Annotated in this window: 16 protein-coding genes; 13 read left to right on the top strand and 3 right to left on the bottom strand. The window is 69.4% G+C overall.

The features are described 5' to 3' along the window. Positions 1 to 18: 18 nt before the first annotated feature. The 8 genes from JHW41_RS09870 to JHW41_RS09840 all read left to right on the top strand — a co-directional run bounded on the left by JHW41_RS09870 (position 19) and on the right by JHW41_RS09840 (position 6,926). On the top strand, positions 19 to 1,872 hold the full coding sequence (locus JHW41_RS09870) for a DUF885 domain-containing protein (protein WP_284499539.1): 1,854 nt from the start codon (positions 19 to 21) through the stop codon (positions 1,870 to 1,872). 475 nt (positions 1,873 to 2,347) lie between these two features. Beyond that, the gene (locus JHW41_RS25955) at positions 2,348 to 2,479 is read left to right on the top strand and encodes a hypothetical protein (RefSeq protein ID WP_284499538.1); all 132 of its coding nucleotides are present in this window, start codon (positions 2,348 to 2,350) and stop codon (positions 2,477 to 2,479) included. Between the two features lie 623 nt (positions 2,480 to 3,102). Continuing rightward, the gene (locus JHW41_RS09865; RefSeq protein WP_091793749.1) at positions 3,103 to 3,267 is read left to right on the top strand and encodes a LiaI-LiaF-like domain-containing protein; all 165 of its coding nucleotides are present in this window, start codon (positions 3,103 to 3,105) and stop codon (positions 3,265 to 3,267) included. 29 nt (positions 3,268 to 3,296) lie between these two features. Then, a complete protein-coding gene (locus JHW41_RS09860; protein WP_250449778.1) occupies positions 3,297 to 4,040 on the top strand; it encodes a 5-oxoprolinase subunit PxpA in 744 nt (247 codons plus the stop codon). Between the two features lie 106 nt (positions 4,041 to 4,146). After that, entirely contained in the window at positions 4,147 to 4,869 is a 723-nt protein-coding gene (locus JHW41_RS09855) for a DUF969 domain-containing protein (protein WP_250449777.1), read from the top strand. Continuing rightward, entirely contained in the window at positions 4,866 to 5,819 is a 954-nt protein-coding gene (locus JHW41_RS09850) for a DUF979 domain-containing protein (protein WP_250449776.1), read from the top strand. Before JHW41_RS09855 ends, JHW41_RS09850 begins: the two co-directional genes overlap by 4 nt. Then, on the top strand, positions 5,816 to 6,484 hold the full coding sequence (gene pcp, locus JHW41_RS09845) for a pyroglutamyl-peptidase I (protein WP_250449775.1): 669 nt from the start codon (positions 5,816 to 5,818) through the stop codon (positions 6,482 to 6,484). Before JHW41_RS09850 ends, pcp begins: the two co-directional genes overlap by 4 nt. Positions 6,485 to 6,614: 130 nt before the next feature. Then, positions 6,615 to 6,926 (top strand): hypothetical protein, encoded by a 312-nt coding sequence (locus JHW41_RS09840; protein WP_250449774.1) that lies wholly within the window; start codon positions 6,615 to 6,617, stop codon positions 6,924 to 6,926. Positions 6,927 to 7,186: 260 nt separating this feature from the next. On the opposite strand, the gene JHW41_RS09835 is transcribed toward JHW41_RS09840, so the two are convergent. From JHW41_RS09835 to apbC, 3 genes are all read right to left on the bottom strand, one after another. Beyond that, positions 7,187 to 7,699, bottom strand: a complete 513-nt coding sequence (locus JHW41_RS09835; RefSeq protein ID WP_057948084.1) for an RDD family protein — start codon at positions 7,697 to 7,699, stop codon at positions 7,187 to 7,189. Between the two features lie 331 nt (positions 7,700 to 8,030). Continuing rightward, complete coding sequence (gene dcd, locus JHW41_RS09830; RefSeq protein WP_057948085.1) at positions 8,031 to 8,603, bottom strand: dCTP deaminase; 573 nt, start codon at positions 8,601 to 8,603, stop codon at positions 8,031 to 8,033. Between the two features lie 130 nt (positions 8,604 to 8,733). Further along, complete coding sequence (gene apbC, locus JHW41_RS09825; RefSeq protein WP_250449773.1) at positions 8,734 to 9,810, bottom strand: iron-sulfur cluster carrier protein ApbC; 1,077 nt, start codon at positions 9,808 to 9,810, stop codon at positions 8,734 to 8,736. Between the two features lie 475 nt (positions 9,811 to 10,285). On the opposite strand from apbC, the gene JHW41_RS09820 reads away from it, so the two are divergent. The 5 genes from JHW41_RS09820 to rnfB all read left to right on the top strand — a co-directional run bounded on the left by JHW41_RS09820 (position 10,286) and on the right by rnfB (position 16,763). After that, complete coding sequence (locus JHW41_RS09820; protein ID WP_250449772.1) at positions 10,286 to 13,279, top strand: TonB-dependent receptor domain-containing protein; 2,994 nt, start codon at positions 10,286 to 10,288, stop codon at positions 13,277 to 13,279. A 213-nt stretch (positions 13,280 to 13,492) separates the two neighbouring features. Next, the gene (locus JHW41_RS09815; RefSeq protein WP_078999932.1) at positions 13,493 to 13,933 is read left to right on the top strand and encodes a DUF2147 domain-containing protein; all 441 of its coding nucleotides are present in this window, start codon (positions 13,493 to 13,495) and stop codon (positions 13,931 to 13,933) included. A gap of 86 nt (positions 13,934 to 14,019) precedes the next feature. Beyond that, positions 14,020 to 14,145, top strand: a complete 126-nt coding sequence (locus tag JHW41_RS26780; protein ID WP_428995492.1) for a hypothetical protein — start codon at positions 14,020 to 14,022, stop codon at positions 14,143 to 14,145. A gap of 26 nt (positions 14,146 to 14,171) precedes the next feature. After that, complete coding sequence (gene metG, locus JHW41_RS09810) at positions 14,172 to 16,250, top strand: methionine--tRNA ligase (RefSeq protein ID WP_078996760.1); 2,079 nt, start codon at positions 14,172 to 14,174, stop codon at positions 16,248 to 16,250. Positions 16,251 to 16,346: 96 nt separating this feature from the next. Continuing rightward, positions 16,347 to 16,763 (top strand): Rnf electron transport complex subunit RnfB, encoded by a 417-nt coding sequence (gene rnfB, locus JHW41_RS09805; RefSeq protein ID WP_250449771.1) that lies wholly within the window; start codon positions 16,347 to 16,349, stop codon positions 16,761 to 16,763. Positions 16,764 to 16,890: the final 127 nt, after the last annotated feature.

The following is a 16,890-nucleotide window of genomic DNA, read 5'->3' as shown; positions in this document are numbered from 1 at the left end:
CATCCGGAGACCCCCGCAATGCGTCGTAGCCTGCGCCTGCTGTCCCTGTCCGCCTGTGTCGCCGCCGCGCTCGCCGCCGGCTGCAAGTCCGAGACCGCCCCGCCCGCCGACGGCGCCGCCGCCGCGCCGGCCGCGGCCAAGCCCGCCGCCGCGGCCGAATGGAACGCCGCCGTCGACGCCTTCCTGCAGGGCTATTTCGAACGCAACCCGGTCGCCGCCGCCAACGCCGGCAAGCACGAGTTCGACGGCAAGCTGCCCGACTACTCGCCGCAGGCGCTGCAGGCCAACATCCAATGGCTGCGCCAGCAGCGCGACGCGGTCGCCGCCTTCGGCGACGACCGCCTCGACGCCGGCCAGCGCTTCCAGCGCGACTACGTGCTGTCGACCATCGACGGCCAATTGTTCTGGCTGGAAGACTCCGGCTTCGCCGCCAAGAACCCTTCCTTCTACCTCGGCGACCTGTCGCCGAGCATGTACCTGACCCGCCCCTACGCGCCGCTGCAGCAACGCATGGCCGCGTTCGTGGCCTACCAGGAAGCGCTGCCCAAGGCCGCCGAACAGATCCGCGGCAACCTCAAGGGCCCGCTGCCGGCGACCTATATCGACCTGGGCACGATGGGCTTCGGCGGCATGGCGCAGTTCTTCAAGAACGACGTGCCGCAGGCCTTCGCCGAAGTGCAGGACGAAGCGCTGCAGAAGCGCTTCGCCGCGTCCAACGCCAAGGCGATCGAGGCGATGCAGGGGCTGGCCGACTACCTGACCCAGCAGAAGCCGCAGGCGACCCAGGACTTCGCCCTGGGCGCGGACAAGTTCGCGCGCATGCTCAAGGCCACCGAGGGCGTCGACCTTCCGCTCGACCAGCTCAAGGCCGCCGGCGAAGCCGACCTGGCGCGCAACCTGGCCGCGCTCAAGAGCGCTTGCGAGGCCTTCGCCAAGGGCCAGACCCTGCAGGCCTGCGTCGACAAGGCCGGCGCCGACAAACCGGTCGGCGGCGCGGTCGAAGGCGCGCGCGCGCAACTCGCGGGGCTGCGCCAGTTCGTGGTCGACAAGGATCTGGTCTCGATCCCCGGCACCGAGCAGGCCAAGGTCGAGGAAGCGCCGCCGTTCAACCGCAGCAACTTCGCCTACATCGAGATTCCCGGGCCGTACGAGAAGAACCTGCCCTCGGTCTACTACATCGCCCCGCCCGATCCGAACTGGCCCAAGGCCGAGCGCGACGCGTACGTGCCGGGCAAGGCCGACCTGCTGTTCACCTCCGCGCACGAAGTCTGGCCGGGGCATTTCCTGCACTTCCTGCACGCCAACCGCTCGCAGTGGAAGTTCGCCCAGTTGTTCGTCGGCTACGCCTACACCGAGGGCTGGGCGCACTACACCGAAGAGATGATGTTCGACGCCGGCCTCGACGGCGCCACCCCGGAGATCCACATCGGCCAGCTGACCAACGCGCTGCTGCGCGACGTGCGCTACGTGTCGGCGATCGGCCTGCACACCGGCGGCATGACCGTGGCCCAGTCCGAGCAGCTGTTCAAGGACAAGGCGTTCCAGGACCCCGGCAACGCGCGCCAGCAAGCCGCGCGCGGCACCTACGACCCGGGTTATCTGAACTACACCCTGGGCAAGCTGATGATCCTGCAGCTGCGCGAGGACTGGACCGCCAGCCGCGGCGGCCGCGGCGCGTGGAAGGCGTTCCACGACCAGTTCCTGAGCTACGGCGGGCCGCCGGTGCCGCTGGTGCGCGGGCAGATGATGGGCGGCAAGGCCGAGACCAAGCTGTGGACGGCGCCCACGGTCGGTGCGCCCATGGCCGCGCCGGCCGCGGCGCCGGCCGGTGCGCCGGAGGCTGCCGCGCCGGCTGGGGGCGCGGCCAAGTAAATGTCGCGGTCTGCGGGTGCGGGCTGCGCAGGGATCGATTTGGCGAGATCTTTCGCTTGGAACACGGGGCCGTTCGCGGCCCCGATTTTTTGTCTGCGGGTTTGATGCTGGCTGCGCTGGCTGGTGCTGCGTCGCTTCAGCTGGGTTGCATCTGCTGCGGCGCTTTAGCTGCGAATCCTTCCGTAATTCCGGTGAACGCCGAAATCCATTCTGGCTTTGCTGTTGCTTACTGCTTTTGTTGCTGCAGCGAGCGACGACAAGCCACGATCAAGAGCTTCCGTCCGCAAGCGGCCGGGTCACTTTCTTTGTCTGAAGCCACAAAGAAAGTAACCAAAGAAAAGGCCTTGTTTTTTCGGATCAAGAGCCACTATGGCTCGAAAGGGGCGCGGGGCCGCGCCATAAGGGGCATCCTGCCCCATGGCGCGCGTGCGCATCCATGCGCACGCCCTCCGGGGCTGCGAAGCATTGGCCTCGGGTGACGTTGCGTCACGGCAAAGGGCAAGAGCACAACAGCGGCAGCAATAGCAGCAGCGACGGCGACGGCGACGGCGACGGCGACGGCAAGATCAAAATGGATTCCGGCTTTCGCCGGAATGACGATGGCTGAGGGCACAACGCCCGTCGCCGTCATTCCGGCGAAAGCCGGAATCCATTTTGCTGTTGCTGTAGCTTTGGCTCGGACGCAACCGCGCCAGAGGCCCTTGCTCCGCAGACCCGGAGGGCGCGCGCATGGATGCGCGCGTGCGCCGTAGGGGCATGGATGCCCCTTACGGCGCATCCCCGCGCCGGGTGCTGGACCTAGTGGCTTGTGACCTTAAACAAGCGTTTTTCTTTGGCTACTTTCTTTTGTCGCGCTGACAAAAGAAAGTAGCTCGGCCGCTTGCGGACGAAAGCTTTTGATGGTGGTTTGTCGTCACGCGACACATCGGTAGCGGCGAAAGCAGCAACAACGTCAACATGGGTTCCGGCTTTCGCCGGAATGACGGACGTGGGGTCGCGTATCCGACTGTAGGAGCGGCGCGAGCAGCCGAACCGACGCCCTCCGAAACAAACGCCAACGCCGACACAACACCCAACCGCCACACCTCCCCCAGCCACCCCACAACCGCGCCCCACCCGCGCCCACCGCCCCATTCACCCATCCCCCCATAGTCCCGCCGCCCCAACCCGACTAGACTCGTCCCCGTCCCGGGCCCAGGCGCCCCCGCATCGCAGCGAGACCGCAACAGCATGAAATCCCACGTCGTCGGCGCCCTGATCCTGATCGTCATCGGCACCTTGTTCCTGCTCAACAACCTGGGCTTCACCAACCTCAGCGTGACCAAGCTGCTGGTGACCTGGTGGCCTGCGATCCTGATCGCGGTCGGCCTGGGCCTGCTGTTCAAGCGCAACTGAGCGCCGCCGGCTTCCTATTGCATCGCACCATGTCCGGACGCATCGACTTCAACTGCGATCTCGGCGAAGGCTGCGGCGACGACGCCGCGATCCTGCCCTACGTCACCTCGGCCAACATCGCCTGCGGCGGCCATGCCGGCGACGAGGCCAGCATGCGCGAGACCCTGCGCCTGTGCCGCGCCCACGGCGTCGCCGCCGGCGCGCATCCGGGCTATGAGGACCGCGAGCATTTCGGCCGCCGCGCGCTGGCGCTGGCGCACGACGAGGTCGTCGCGCTGGTGACGCGCCAGCTCGCGCGCCTGGCCGCGATCGCGGACGAGGAAGGCGTCGCGCTGACCCACCTCAAGCCGCACGGCGCGCTCTACAACCTCGCCGCCGACGACCGCGGCGTGGCCGAGGCCATCGCCGGCGCGGTCGCGCAGTGCGATCCGCGCCTGATCGTGTTCGGCCTGGCCCAGTCCGAACTCACCGACGCCGCCCAGCGCCTGGGCCTGCGCGTCGCCCACGAAGTGTTCGCCGAGCGCGGCTACGCGGCCAACGGCCGGCTGCTGCCGCGCGGCCAGCCCGGCGCGGTGATCGAATCGCTCGACCAGGCCATCGCCCAGGTGCGCGAACTGGCGCTGCACGGGCGCGTGCGCGCCGCCGGCGGCGACACCGTGGCGCTGCGCGCCGACACCCTGTGCCTGCACGGCGACCGCAGCGACGCCGCGCAGTTCGCGCGCGCGGTGCGCGCCGCGCTCGAGGCCGACGGGGTGAGGGTCGCCGCGCTGTGACGGCGGCGGCGCGCGAGGCGAAGGATCGCCGCCCGGTTCCCGCCGAGCCCCGCTTCGATCCACGCTCCGCCCCGCCCTTCCTTTCGCCCCGCGAGGACGCTGCCGCATGAACTATTGGCCCCTGATCGGCGTCGCCGCGCTCGCGCTCGGCTTCGTGCTGCGGCTCAACCCGGCCCTGGTGGTGGTCGCCGCCGGCTTCATCACCGGGCTGGCGGCGAAAATCTCGCCGCTGGAGGTGCTCGACGTGCTCGGCAAGGCCTACACCGAGAAGCGCTTCCTGCTGCTGTTCCTGCTGACCCTGCCGGTGATCGGCCTGCTCGAACGCCACGGCCTGAAAGAACACGCTCAACGCTGGGTCGCGCGCCTGCGCGGGGCGACCATGGCGCGGCTGCTGATCGCCTACCTGCTGATGCGCCAGTTGGCCTCGGCGGTGGGCCTGACCAGCCTCGGCGGCCATCCGCAGACGGTGCGCCCGCTGCTGGCGCCGATGGCCGAGGGCGCCGCCCAATCCAACCACGGCGATCTCGACGAGGACACCCGCCAGCGCATCCGCGCGATGGCCGCCGGCACCGACAACGTCGGCCTGTTCTTCGGCGAGGACATCTTCATCGCGTTCGGCGCGGTGCTGCTGATCCAGAGCTTCTTCGCCGAGCACGGGTTCAAGCTCGATCCGCTGCACATCGCGCTGTGGGGCATCCCGACCGCGATCTGCGCGTTCCTGATCCACTGCGTCCGGGTGCTGCGCTTCGAGCGCGCGACGATCCGGCGACTGGCGCAGCAGCGCGCGGCCGAGCTTGCGGCGGTCGCCGACCCGGCGCGCGACGCATGATCGGCCTGCAGTTCGTCTATTGGCTGATGGGCCTGTACTTCGGCGCGCTGGCCTGGCGCGGCGCGCGCGATGCGGCCAATCCGCGGCGCTGGACCACCGCGCTGTTCTGGGGCCTGATCGCGGCGCTGATGTTCCTCGCCGAGCACCTGCCGAACAAGGTCGTCGGCGCCTGCGTGGTCGCGCTGGCGCTGCTGGCCGGCTTCGGCGGCCTCGGCCGCGGCGGCTACGCCGAGACCGGCGAAGCGGAAAAGCAGCGCGAATCGCAACGCCTGGGCAACCGCCTGTTCTGGCCGGCGCTGCTGATTCCGGCGGTCACCCTGGCCGCGGCGCTCGGCCTCAAGCACGTGCGCATCGGCGACACGCCGCTGCTGGAGCCGGCCAACGTCACCCTGGTCGGTCTGAGCCTGGCCTGCCTGGTCGCCCTCGCCGCCGCGTGCCGGCTGACCCGGCAGACGCCGTGGAGCGGCGTGGAGCAATCGCGCCGGCTGGTCGACGCGATCGGCTGGGCCGCGCTGCTGCCGCTGCTGCTGGCCACGCTCGGCAGCGTGTTCGAGGCCGGCGGCGTCGGCCAGGCGGTCGCCGGCGTGGTGCGCATGGCGATCCCGGTCGACAACGCCTTCGCCGTGGTCGCGGCGTATGCGCTGGGCATGGCGCTGTTCACCGTGATCATGGGCAACGCCTTCGCCGCGTTCCCGGTGATGACCGGCGGCATCGCCCTGCCGCTGCTGGTCGGCCACCACCACGCCGACCCCGCGCCGCTGGCCGCGATCGGCATGCTCTCGGGCTACTGCGGCACCTTGTTCACGCCGATGGCGGCGAACTTCAACCTGGTGCCGGCGGCGCTGCTGGAACTCAAGGACCCCTACGGCGTGATCCGCGCGCAGTGGCCCACCGGCGCGATCCTGCTGGCCTGCAATGTGCTGCTGATGTACTGGATCGCGCTGCGATGAACGCCGACTTCGACCAAGCCCCGGTGCTGCTGACCGGCTTCGCGCCGTTCGGCGGCGAGGCCAGCAACCCCAGTTGGGAAGCGGTGCAGCGCCTGCACGGCGAGCGCATCGGCGGCCGTCTCGTGGTCGCCCATTGCCTGCCGGTGGCCTACGCCGGCTGCCTGCCGCAGCTGCGCGAACGCCTGGACGCGCTGCGCCCGGCGCTGGTGCTGTGCATCGGCCAGGCCGGCGGACGCGCGCAGCTGTCGATCGAACGCATCGCGATCAACGTCGACGACGCGCGCATCCCCGACAACCAGGGCCGCCAACCCATCGACGAGCCGGTGATCGCCGGCGGCCCGGCCGCGTACTTCAGCTCGCTGCCGATCAAGGCCCTGCGCGCGGCCCTGCACGAGGCCGGCATTCCCGCCGAGATCTCGCAAAGCGCCGGCACCTACCTGTGCAACCACGTCTTCTACGGGCTGCTGCACGAACTGCACCTGCGCGGCGACGCGCGGGTTCGGGGCGGCTTCATCCACATCCCGTATTCTCCCGCGCAAGCCGCGCGCCACGCCGGCGCGCCGAGCCTGGACAGCGAGCACGTGGTCCGCGCGCTGCGCGTCATGGTCGAGACCGCGCTGACGACGCGCATCGACCGCCGGCTTGCCGGCGGCGCCGAGCACTGACCGCCGGCTCGCCGGCGGCGCCGAGACAACGATCGCCACCGCGCCTGCGCCACCGGACTTCGACCGATGGCTTGCCGGTATCGCCACCCCATGACCGCGGCCGCCGCCGGCCGCACCGCCGGAGACCGCCATGCATCGCCCCCTGACCGCCGCCCTGCTCGCCTTCGCCCTTGCCGCGGGCGCCGCCGCGCCCGCCCGCGCCGGCCTGTTCGACAAGAATCCCGACCAGGTCGCGCAGGACGCGGTGACCAAGGACCTGCGCGCGGTGACGCTGTGGGTCGACGCCAGCTGGGGCTTCCGCAACCAGGGCGCCGCCAATGCCCTGAGCCGCGCGCACCAGGCCTTCGTCAGCCGCGGCTACGACGTGGTCAGCGTGGAGCCGTATATCGAGAACGGCGACTTGCAGGGGTTCTTCGTCACTTACCAGAAGCCGCGCGGCTGATTCGCAGCGGCGGCGCGACATCGGGCTTGCGGCGCGAGCGCGGTGTCGCGGTCGCGGCTTGCGCCGCTCCTACAGGAAGCGGCCGGAGCGACCCGAGGCTCGGGCGCAAGCCGCGAGCGCGACCCTGCCGCCTCGACGCCCGCCCAACGCGACCGCGTCTTCGCCGCCTGCGCGGGTCGCCGTCGCCTTTGCGGCGGGCATAAAAAAACGCGCCGGCGCATCGCGCCGGCGCGTTCTTATCGTTGCGTGCTACGTCGCGCTCAGCGCGCGACCACCACGCGGGTACCGGCGATCTGGTCGTGCAGGCAACGACGGTCCTGGCGGAAGATCATCAGGACGTCGACCAGCGAGATCAGGCCGCCCAGGCACGGAATCAGGCCGATGCCGTTCTGGAACAGGTAGCGCTTGCCCATCAGCGTGACCAGGTCGGGCTTGTTGCCGTCCTGGTCGACGATCTTGATCTTCATGACCTTCTTGCCCCAGGTCTGGCCGTTCTGGCTCAGGGGCAGGTACTGCACGGCGAAGAACAGCAGCAGGGCGCCGACGCCCCAGGCGATCTGCAGGCCGTAGGGCTGCTGGCCGGTCTGCGCGGCTTGCATCACCGCGTCCATGTAGCCGCCGATGAACATCAGCGGCACCAACAGCACCATCAAGATCACACCGTCGATGATCGCGGCGACCAGGCGGATGCCGCGGTCGGCCAGCTCCTGCTCGCCGCCGTTCGGGGCGATCAGCGGCGACTGCGGGCTCTGGTAAGGGTTTTGCGGGTCCATTCGTCTACTCCTTGGTGGGATGGGTCCGGGCGATTCCCCGTCGCGCCGGCCCAGGTTGAGGCACGGGAAAGATAACAGGGACGGCGCCGATTCAACGCATCCGAATGCGTTCTTTTTCTTGGCCGCGGCCACGCTCGCGGCGCGTCCGCGGCCTCGCCGCGCCGATCCGCGCGGGCCCGCGCGCGCCGGCGGGCCGCGACGGCGCACGCGCGAACGGGGCCGACGGGTACGCGGAAACGACCGAGGGCGCGCAATGCGCGCCCTCGCAAGCCGGCGGCGGCCACGCGCGCCGGCGGAACCGTGGCGCCGCCGCAGCGGCGCCGGCCGCGGCTCAGGTGCGCGGCAGGGTCACGCCGGTCTGGCCCTGGTACTTGCCGCCGCGGTCGCGGTAGGACGTGTCGCAGACCTCGTCGGACTGGAAGAACAGCATCTGCGCCACGCCCTCGTTGGCGTAGATGCGCGCCGGCAGCGGCGTGGTGTTGCTGAATTCCAGGGTCACGTGGCCTTCCCACTCCGGCTCCAGCGGGGTCACGTTGACGATGATGCCGCAGCGCGCGTAGGTGCTCTTGCCCAGGCACACCACCAGCACGTCGCGCGGGATGCGGAAGTACTCGACCGTGCGCGCCAGCGCGAACGAGTTCGGCGGGATGATGCACACGTCCGATTCCACGTCGACGAAGCTGCCGCTGTCGAAATGCTTGGGATCGACGATGGTCGAGTTGATGTTGGTGAACACCTTGAACTCGCGCGAGCAGCGCACGTCGTAGCCGTAGCTGGAGGTGCCGTAGCTGACGATGCGCTGGCCGTCGGCGGACTGCTTGACCTGGCCGGGTTCGAACGGCTCGATCATGCCGCCGGGCTGCTCGGACATGCGGCGGATCCAGCGGTCGGACTTGATGCTCATGCGGTGTTCCTTCGGGGGCGCGGCCGGGCCGCGCGATGAACTCGGGAGGACGCGGGCGCCGGCGGCGCCCGATCCGGGATTGTACGGGCTGCCGCGGCGGCTCTGGCGCGAGCGGCGCGGCGCCGCGCGGTTACAGCAGCGAGGCGGAAATCGACGGCGCCACCCGCGGGCGCCGCGCCAGTTCCACCGCCAGCCGGCGCGCGGTGCCGCGGTAGGCGCGCGCGGCGGCCGAATCGGGCTGGGCCGCGACCACCGGCACGCCGGCGTCGCCCTGCTCGCGGATCGCGATCTCCAGCGGCAGGCTGCCGAGCAGCGGCACGCCGTACTGCGCGGCCATGCGCGCGCCGCCGCCTTCGCCGAACAGGTGCTCGGCGTGGCCGCAGTTCGAGCACACGTGCACGGCCATGTTCTCGACCAGGCCCAGCACCGGCACTTCGACCTTCTCGAACATGCGCAGCGCCTTGCGCGCGTCCAGCGTGGCCACGTCCTGCGGCGTGGTCACGATCACCGCGCCGGCGACCGGGATCTTCTGCGCCAGGGTCAGCTGGATGTCGCCGGTACCCGGCGGCAGGTCGACGATCAGATAGTCCAGCTCGCTCCACTGGGTGTCGTTGAGCAAGGTGGTCAGCGCCGAGGTCGCCATCGGCCCGCGCCAGATCATCGGCGTGTCCTGCTCGACCAGCGGGCCGATCGACATCGCCTCGATGCCGTGCGCGCGCAGCGGCTGGATGTGCTTGCCGTCGGGGCTGTCGGGCTTGCCGTGGGCGCCGAGCATGGTCGGCACGCTGGGGCCGTAGATGTCGGCGTCGAGCACGCCGACGCGGGCGCCGTCCAGGACCAGGGCCAGGGCCAGATTGACCGCGGTGGTCGACTTGCCGACCCCGCCCTTGCCCGAACCGACCGCGATCAGGTTGCGCACGTTCGGCAGCGGCGACAGCTTGGGCTGGACCGCGTGCGAGACGATCCGCGCGATCAGCTCCAGGCTGGCCAGGGCCAGTCCCTGCGGCGCCAGCGCGGCGGCGATCGACGCCTCCAGCCCGGGACGCAGGCCGTCGAGGGCGAAGCCGGCCTGGATCGACACCGCGACCCGGCCCTCGGCCGCGCCGGCGCGCACGCGCGCGCCGCTGTCGGCCAGGCTCAGCCCGGTGTCGGGCAACGGCAGGGCCGCGATCGTCGCGGCCAACGGGGATTGCAGGTGCTCGCTCATGCCGGCGATCCGGCCGGGCGCGGAAGGTGTGTGCGCATGGGGACTCGTTACAGGGATGCCGCGTCGCGGCCGGCGTACATGTTAAGGCCTGGGCGCGCGCGCCGCCGCCGCGGCGCGGGGCGACGGCGGTCTGCGCACCGCTCCGCGAACGATGAACAAAGCAACTTGAAATTGCATTTATCCATCTGAGATCTCGCCAAGACGTGACGGACACACGTATTAGTTGCCCATCGAGGATGCAACGCGATCGTGCCTTCCCGCCGCTTAGCTGAACAATCAATTCATATAGTTCAATCAGTTGAAAAACTGAATTGGGCAAAGGCAACGAGCCCGCCGTGCCAGAAAGCGAACGTTAGCCGCGTGTTAAGTTCAGTTTCGTAAAGGAACCGTTAAAGCCCGGGAAGGCAACCAAAACACGTAGATCGACGCGGCAGCGCCCGCGTTCGCGCATTACTTTCCAGCTAGGGGAAACACCATGGCAGTACCCAATTCGTTCGGCCTGCACCGCAGCAGGCTGACGGCGGCGCTCGTGTCCGCGATCGCCTTCTCCGCCGCCGGCGCCGCCGGCGCCCAGCAGGCCGCGCCGGCCGAAGGCGCCGCCGCCGCGCCGACCGACATCGACGCGGTCACCGTGACCGGCTCGCGCATCAAGCGCATCGGCTTCGTCACGCCCTCGCCCGTGGTCGGCATCAGCGCCGAGGAGATCCGCGCCACCGGCGCGGTCACCATCTCCGACCTGATGACCACCCTGCCGCAGCTGTCGGCGACCTACACCATGGGCAACTCGACCCGCGCCATCGGCACCGCCGGCCTGGGCCTGCTGGACCTGCGCGGCATGGGTTCCTCGCGCACCCTGGTGCTGGTCAACGGCCGCCGCCACGTCGGCGGCGTGTCCGGCTCGACCTCGGTCGACATCAACACCATCCCGGTGGAACTGATCGAGCGCGTGGAAGTGATCACCGGCGGCGCCTCGGCCGTCTACGGCGCCGACGCGGTCGCCGGCGTGGTCAACTTCATCATGAAGAAGAAGTTCGACGGCTACGAGCTGCGCGGCCAGACCGGCGACGCCAGCGAAGGCGACTTCAGCCGTTCGTTCTTCAGCTTCACCGGCGGCAACGAGTTCGCCGGCGGCCGCGGCAGCGTGGTGTACTCGGCCGAGTACAGCAAGCAGGACAACTTCGGCCGCGGCGACCGCGCGATCGGCCGCCGCAACCTGATCAGCATGCCGAACCCGGCCTACGACCGCAGCCGTCCGTCCACCCAGGACAACCCGCAGCGCGTGTTCATGGGCCCGGGCGGCAACTCCAGCATCTCCTACGGCGGCACCTTCGACGCCGGCGGCAAGCGCTACCAGTTCGACGACAACGGCACGTTCCGCCCGACCCGTTACGACGGCCCGCGCGACGGCGCCAACACCTGCGTCAACTGCGACTTCGTCGACCTCAACAACGTCGCCGACCTGCAGCCCGCGTTCGACCGTTACAGCGTCAACGCGCTGGTCAACTTCGATATCAACGAGAACCACAAGTTCTTCTTCGAAGGCAAGTACACCCGCACCGAGTCGCAGTTCAACGCCCAGCCGGCGTTCGACCAGCCGCTGCGCATCCGCCGCGACAACGCCTACCTCTCGCCGCAGCTGGCCGCGCTGATGGACGCCAACGGCCTGCGCGATCCCAACGACGCCGCGCAGGCGTTGCAGATCTCGCGCTTCAACGTCGACGCCGGCCGTCGCGGCGAAGACGTCGAGCGCACCACCCAGCGCTACGTCGCCGGCCTGGAAGGCTTCCTCAACGAGAACTGGAGCTACGAGGTCTCGGCCAACTACGGCCAGACCGAGATCGACCGCCTCAACCTCAACAACCGCATCAACGAGCGCTGGCAGGCCGGCATGGACGCGGTGCGCGACGCCAGCGGCAACATCGTCTGCCGCGTCTCGCTCGATCCCAACGCGATCAACCCCAACACCAGGCAGCGCTACCACGAGATCGCGCGCCAGGGCTGCGTGCCGTTCCAGGTGTTCGGCAACGGCGCGGTCGATCCGCGCGCGGCCGACTGGTTCAACTACGACGCCCGCAACCGCACCAAGCTGACCCAGAAGGTGTTCAGCGCCTCGGTCGCCAACAGCGCGCTGTTCGAGCTGCCGGCCGGCGGCGTCGGCTTCGCCGGCGGCGTGGAGTGGCGCAAGGAGAGCAGCCAGGAGATCACCGATCCGCTGGCCGCGCAGGGCCTGACCTTCCTCAACGCGATCCCGAGCCGCAAGGGCGAATACACGGTCAAGGAAGTCTTCGCCGAAACCACCATCCCGCTGCTGGCCGACCTGCCGGGCATCCAGCGCCTGAGCATGGACGTCGCCGGCCGCTACTCCGACTACAGCACCGTCGGCGAGACCAAGACCTGGAACGTCGGCCTGGACTGGGCGGTCAACGACTCCTTCCGCGTCCGCGCCAGCCTGGCCCAGGCGGTGCGCGCGCCGAACATCGGCGAGCTGTTCAACCCGGCGACGCAGAACTTCGCGACCATCTGGGACCCCTGCGACGTGCGCCCGGGCCGCCGCAACTCGGTCAACACCGCCGCCGATCCGGCGCTGCGCGCGCGCAACTGCGCCGCGCTCGGCCTGCCGGCCGACTTCAACGACAACTACGGCGGCCGCTTCCCCGGCACCAGCGGCGGCAATCCGGACCTGAAGGTGGAGACGGCGCGTTCGTTCTCCTACGGCTTCGTCTGGCAGCCCGAGTTCTTCGAAGGTTTCGGCCTGTCGGTGGACTACTGGCGGGTCAACCTCAAGGACGCGATCGACGCGGTCAGCGCCGAAGCCCTGGCGACGCGCTGCGTGGATTCGCCCGGCGGCATCGGCAACAAGTTCTGCGGCATGATCCAGCGCGCGCCGGCCGGCGGTTTCGTCGACAGCCAGGGCCGCGCGTTCCCGGCCGGCTCGATCTCCAACTGGATCGCGCTGACCGAAAACGTGGCGCGCTCGCGCCGCGCCGGCGTCGACGTGGAAGCCGACTACCGCTTCGAGGCGTTCGGCGGCCAGGCCGCGCTGCGCTTCGTCGGCACCCGCCTGATCACCTCGCGCGAATGGTCGTTCCAGGACTTCCCGAACGACTACCGGGAATACCTGAACTACGTCGGCGACCCGCGCTGGCGCGCTTCGCTCAACGCCAGCTACAAGCGCGGCGACTGGCGCGCGAGCTGGGACATGCGCTACATCCACACCAACCTGCGCGTCGAGCCGTGGAGCTACCAGTCCAATCCGGGCCAGGTGAGCCCGATCCGCAACGGCTCGTACACCTACCACAACCTGCAGGTCGGCTATAAGGTCCCGGGCACCGGCCTGGACCTGTACGTCGGCGCCGACAACGTGTTCGACAAGGACCCGCCGCTGGGCTACTTCGGCGAGACCGAGGACAACTCGAACTACGACAACATCGGCCGCTACCTCTACGTCGGCGCCAGCTACAAGTTCTGACCCGCGTCGGGATCGTTCCACCGTTGCAGCGAAAGCCCGGCGCACGCCGGGCTTTTCGTTTTCGCCGCTCGCGCCCGCCCGCGCCGCGGCGGCTGGCCTGAACGCGCCCCGCGCGCCGCTTCCATACCTTTGCGGATGCGGTATAAAGAACCCGTCCCGCCGCGCCGGCCCACGGCGCGCGGCCATCACGCTCACGTCTCTGGGAGGGGATACATGCGTAAACAACTGCTCGCCCTGCTGCTGCTCGCGCTGCCGGCGGCGGCGTTCGCCCAGGCCACGCCGGTCGGGTCCTGGACCACCATCGACGACAAGACCCAGAAGCCCAAGTCGGTCGTCGAGATCTACGAGGCCAAGGACGGCAGCCTCGCCGGCCGGGTCAACGAAGTGCTGCAGTCCGAGCACGGCCCCAACCCGGTCTGCGACAAGTGCGACGGCGAGCGCAAGGGCAAGCCGGTCAAGGGCATGGTCATCCTGTGGGGCATCCGCAAGAGCGGCGACACCTGGGAAGGCGGCAAGATCCTCGACCCGGCCAGCGGCAAGGTCTATTCGGTCAAGGTCACCCCGCAGGACGGCGGCAAGAAGCTGGAAGTGCGCGGCTTCATGGGCTTCTCGCTGATCGGCCGCAGCCAGACCTGGATGCGCCACGAACCCTGACCGGCCGGCCCGCATGCGTGTAGCGGAAACCCGGCCTCGGCCGGGTTTCTTCGTTTTGGCCTCTTGTGGGAGGGCCTTCAGGCCCGATGCTTTTGTTTCAGGTCGCGGCAACTGATCGAAAGGCATCGGGCCTGAAGGCCCTCCCACAAGAGCAAGGCCCCACCTCACCCCCCGCCCCACCCGCCCGGCCTCCACGGCCGCCCATGCCATAATCCACGACCACCTACGGCCCCCGTCTATGTCCCGCGAAATCGTCGTCTCCAACGCACTGCCCTACGCCAATGGCGAGCTCCACCTCGGTCATTTGGTCGGCTACATGCAGGCCGACATCTGGGTGCGGGCGCAGCGCATGGCCGGGAACACGGTGCACTACGTCTGCGCCGACGACACCCACGGCACGCCGATCATGCTCGCCGCGGAAAAGGCCGGCAAAACGCCCGAGGCGTACATCGCCGAAATCCAGGTCCGCCACGAGCGCGACTTCGCCGACTTCGGCGTGGCCTTCGACCATTACGACTCGACCCATTCGGCCGCCAACCGCCAGCTCACCGAGGCGATCTACGCGCGCCTGGACAACAACGGCCACATCGCCAAGCGCTCGGTCGCGCAGTTGTTCGACCCGGTCAAGCGGATGTTCCTGCCCGACCGCTACGTCAAGGGCATCTGTCCGAACTGCAAGACCCCGGACCAGTACGGCGACAACTGCGAGAACTGCGGCGCCACCTACGCGCCGACCGACTTGCTGGAGCCTCATTCGGTGGTCAGCGGGGCGACGCCGGAACTGCGCGACTCCGAGCATTTCTTCTTCGAGGTCGGCCACTTCGAGGCGTTCCTGCGCGAGTGGCTCGCCGCCGACACCGCCACGCCCGGCATCCGCGCCAAGCTGCACGAATGGCTCGACGCCGACGGCGGCCTGCGCGCCTGGGACATCTCGCGCGACGCGCCCTATTTCGGCTTCGAAATCCCCGGCCATCCCGGCAAGTACCTATACGTGTGGCTCGACGCGCCGATCGGCTACCTCAGCAGCTTCCAGACCCTGTGCGAGCGCAAGGGCCTGGACTTCTGGTCGTACCTCGCGCGCGACAGCCAGGCCGAGCTGCACCACTTCATCGGCAAGGACATCGTCACCTTCCACGGCCTGTTCTGGCCGGCGGTGCTGCACGGCGCCGGCTTCCGCGCGCCGACCCGGCTGCACGTCAACGGCTATCTGATGGTCAATTCGCAGCGCATGTCGAAGTCGCGCGGCACCTTCATCCAGGCCCGCACCTACCTCGACCAGGGCCTGGACCCGGAAGCGCTGCGCTACTACTTCGCCACCAAGACCAGCGGCGGCGTCGAGGACATCGACCTCAACCTCGCCGACTTCGTCGCGCGGGTGAACTCCGACGTGGTCGGCAAGTTCGTCAACGTCGCCAGCCGCTGCGCCGGCTTCATCGAAAAACGCTTCGGCGGCCGCCTGGCCGACGCGCTGCCGGAGCCGGCGATGTACGCGCGCTTCGTCGAGCAGCTCGCGCCGATCGCCGCCGCCTACGACGCCAACGAAGCCGCGACCGCGCTGCGCCTGACCATGGCCCTGGCCGACGAAGCCAACAAGTACATCGACGAGCGCAAGCCGTGGGTGCTGGCCAAGCAGGACGGCGCCGAAGCCGAACTGCAGGCGGTGTGCACCCAGGGCCTGAACCTGTTCCGCGTGCTCGCCGCCGCGCTCAAGCCGGTGTTGCCGCGCGTGGCCGCACAGGGCGAAGCCTTCCTGGCCGCTCCGGTGGCGACCTGGGACGACCTTGCCCAGCCGCTGCTCGCCCACGCCATCGCCGCCTACGTCCCGTTGTTCACCCGTATCGACGCGAAACTCATCGAAGCCATGATCGAAGCCAGCAAGGAATCCCTCCCCCCCACCGCCGCCGAGGCCAAGCCCGCCAAGCCGGCGGCGAAGGCCGAAGCGCCCAAGGCCGAGGCCAAGCCCGATGCCGCCGACGCGGCGCCGGCGACCGTCAACCTCGACGACTTCGCCAAGCTCGACCTGCGCGTGGGCAAGGTGCTGGCCTGCGAATTCGTCGACGGCTCCGACAAGCTGCTGCGCTTCGAACTCGACGCCGGCGAGCTGGGCAAGCGCCAGATCTTCTCCGGCATCCGCGGCTCCTACGCCGAGCCCGAAAAGCTGGTCGGCCGCAGCGTGGTGTTCATCGCCAACCTCGCCCCGCGCAAGATGCGCTTCGGCGTCAGCGAGGGCATGATCCTGTCGGCCGGCTTCGACGGCGGCGGCCTGTTCCTGCTCGACGCCGATGGCGGCGCGCAGCCGGGCATGCCGGTGCGTTGAAGCGAGAAAATAGCGGGGAAGAGTGAGAAGTGAGCGAAAGCGGCATTGCCTGCGCTCGAGCACTTACTCACTCCTCACTTCTCTACGCTCACTTCCATGCTCCCCGACCTGACCGAACGCCTAGACCGCCTGCTGCCGCAGACCCAATGCGGCCAGTGCGGCTACGCCGGCTGCCGGCCGTATGCCGAGGCGATGGCGCACGGCGACGCCGACGTCGATCGCTGCCCGCCGGGCGGCGACGACGGCGCGCGCGCGCTGGCGAAACTGCTGGACGTGGCAGCCAAGCCGTTCGACCGCGAACGCGGCCGCCACCTAGCGACGCCGCCGCTGGCGCTGATCGTCGAAGCCGACTGCATCGGCTGCACCAAGTGCATCCAGGCCTGCCCGGTCGACGCCATCGTCGGCGCCGCCAAGCACATGCACACCGTGATCGAACCGCTGTGCACCGGCTGCGAGCTGTGCGTGCCGGCGTGCCCGGTGGATTGCATCGTGCTGGTCGCGCCCGCGGCCTGAAGCCCGCGCGATCCACGCGATCCACCTGTAGGAGCGACGCGAGTCGCGACCGCGAAAACGCAACTACGCCGAAACTTTCATCGTAGTTGCGTTTTCGCGGTCGCGACTCGCGTCGCTCCTACAGGGT

The sequence above is a fragment of the Lysobacter enzymogenes genome, assembly GCF_023617245.1.
GTDB classification, from domain to species: Bacteria; Pseudomonadota; Gammaproteobacteria; order Xanthomonadales; family Xanthomonadaceae; genus Lysobacter; species Lysobacter yananisis.
The sequence above is the reverse complement of the archived record's forward strand: the minus strand, read 5'-3'. Positions and strand labels throughout refer to the sequence as shown.

What these genes read in the sequence shown, in the direction of transcription:
- rnfB (WP_250449771.1), top strand. Translation starts at nt 16,347, where the DNA reads ATGCTCCCCGACCTGACCGAACGCCTAGACCGCCTGCTGCCGCAGACC.
- apbC (WP_250449773.1), bottom strand. Translation starts at nt 9,810, where the DNA reads ATGAGCGAGCACCTGCAATCCCCGTTGGCCGCGACGATCGCGGCCCTG.
- pcp (WP_250449775.1), top strand. Translation starts at nt 5,816, where the DNA reads ATGAACGCCGACTTCGACCAAGCCCCGGTGCTGCTGACCGGCTTCGCG.
- JHW41_RS09870 (WP_284499539.1), top strand. Translation starts at nt 19, where the DNA reads ATGCGTCGTAGCCTGCGCCTGCTGTCCCTGTCCGCCTGTGTCGCCGCC.
- JHW41_RS09840 (WP_250449774.1), top strand. Translation starts at nt 6,615, where the DNA reads ATGCATCGCCCCCTGACCGCCGCCCTGCTCGCCTTCGCCCTTGCCGCG.
- JHW41_RS26780 (WP_428995492.1), top strand. Translation starts at nt 14,020, where the DNA reads ATGCTTTTGTTTCAGGTCGCGGCAACTGATCGAAAGGCATCGGGCCTG.
- JHW41_RS09860 (WP_250449778.1), top strand. Translation starts at nt 3,297, where the DNA reads ATGTCCGGACGCATCGACTTCAACTGCGATCTCGGCGAAGGCTGCGGC.
- JHW41_RS09865 (WP_091793749.1), top strand. Translation starts at nt 3,103, where the DNA reads ATGAAATCCCACGTCGTCGGCGCCCTGATCCTGATCGTCATCGGCACC.
- JHW41_RS09815 (WP_078999932.1), top strand. Translation starts at nt 13,493, where the DNA reads ATGCGTAAACAACTGCTCGCCCTGCTGCTGCTCGCGCTGCCGGCGGCG.
- dcd (WP_057948085.1), bottom strand. Translation starts at nt 8,603, where the DNA reads ATGAGCATCAAGTCCGACCGCTGGATCCGCCGCATGTCCGAGCAGCCC.
- JHW41_RS09855 (WP_250449777.1), top strand. Translation starts at nt 4,147, where the DNA reads ATGAACTATTGGCCCCTGATCGGCGTCGCCGCGCTCGCGCTCGGCTTC.
- JHW41_RS09850 (WP_250449776.1), top strand. Translation starts at nt 4,866, where the DNA reads ATGATCGGCCTGCAGTTCGTCTATTGGCTGATGGGCCTGTACTTCGGC.
- JHW41_RS09835 (WP_057948084.1), bottom strand. Translation starts at nt 7,699, where the DNA reads ATGGACCCGCAAAACCCTTACCAGAGCCCGCAGTCGCCGCTGATCGCC.
- metG (WP_078996760.1), top strand. Translation starts at nt 14,172, where the DNA reads ATGTCCCGCGAAATCGTCGTCTCCAACGCACTGCCCTACGCCAATGGC.
- JHW41_RS09820 (WP_250449772.1), top strand. Translation starts at nt 10,286, where the DNA reads ATGGCAGTACCCAATTCGTTCGGCCTGCACCGCAGCAGGCTGACGGCG.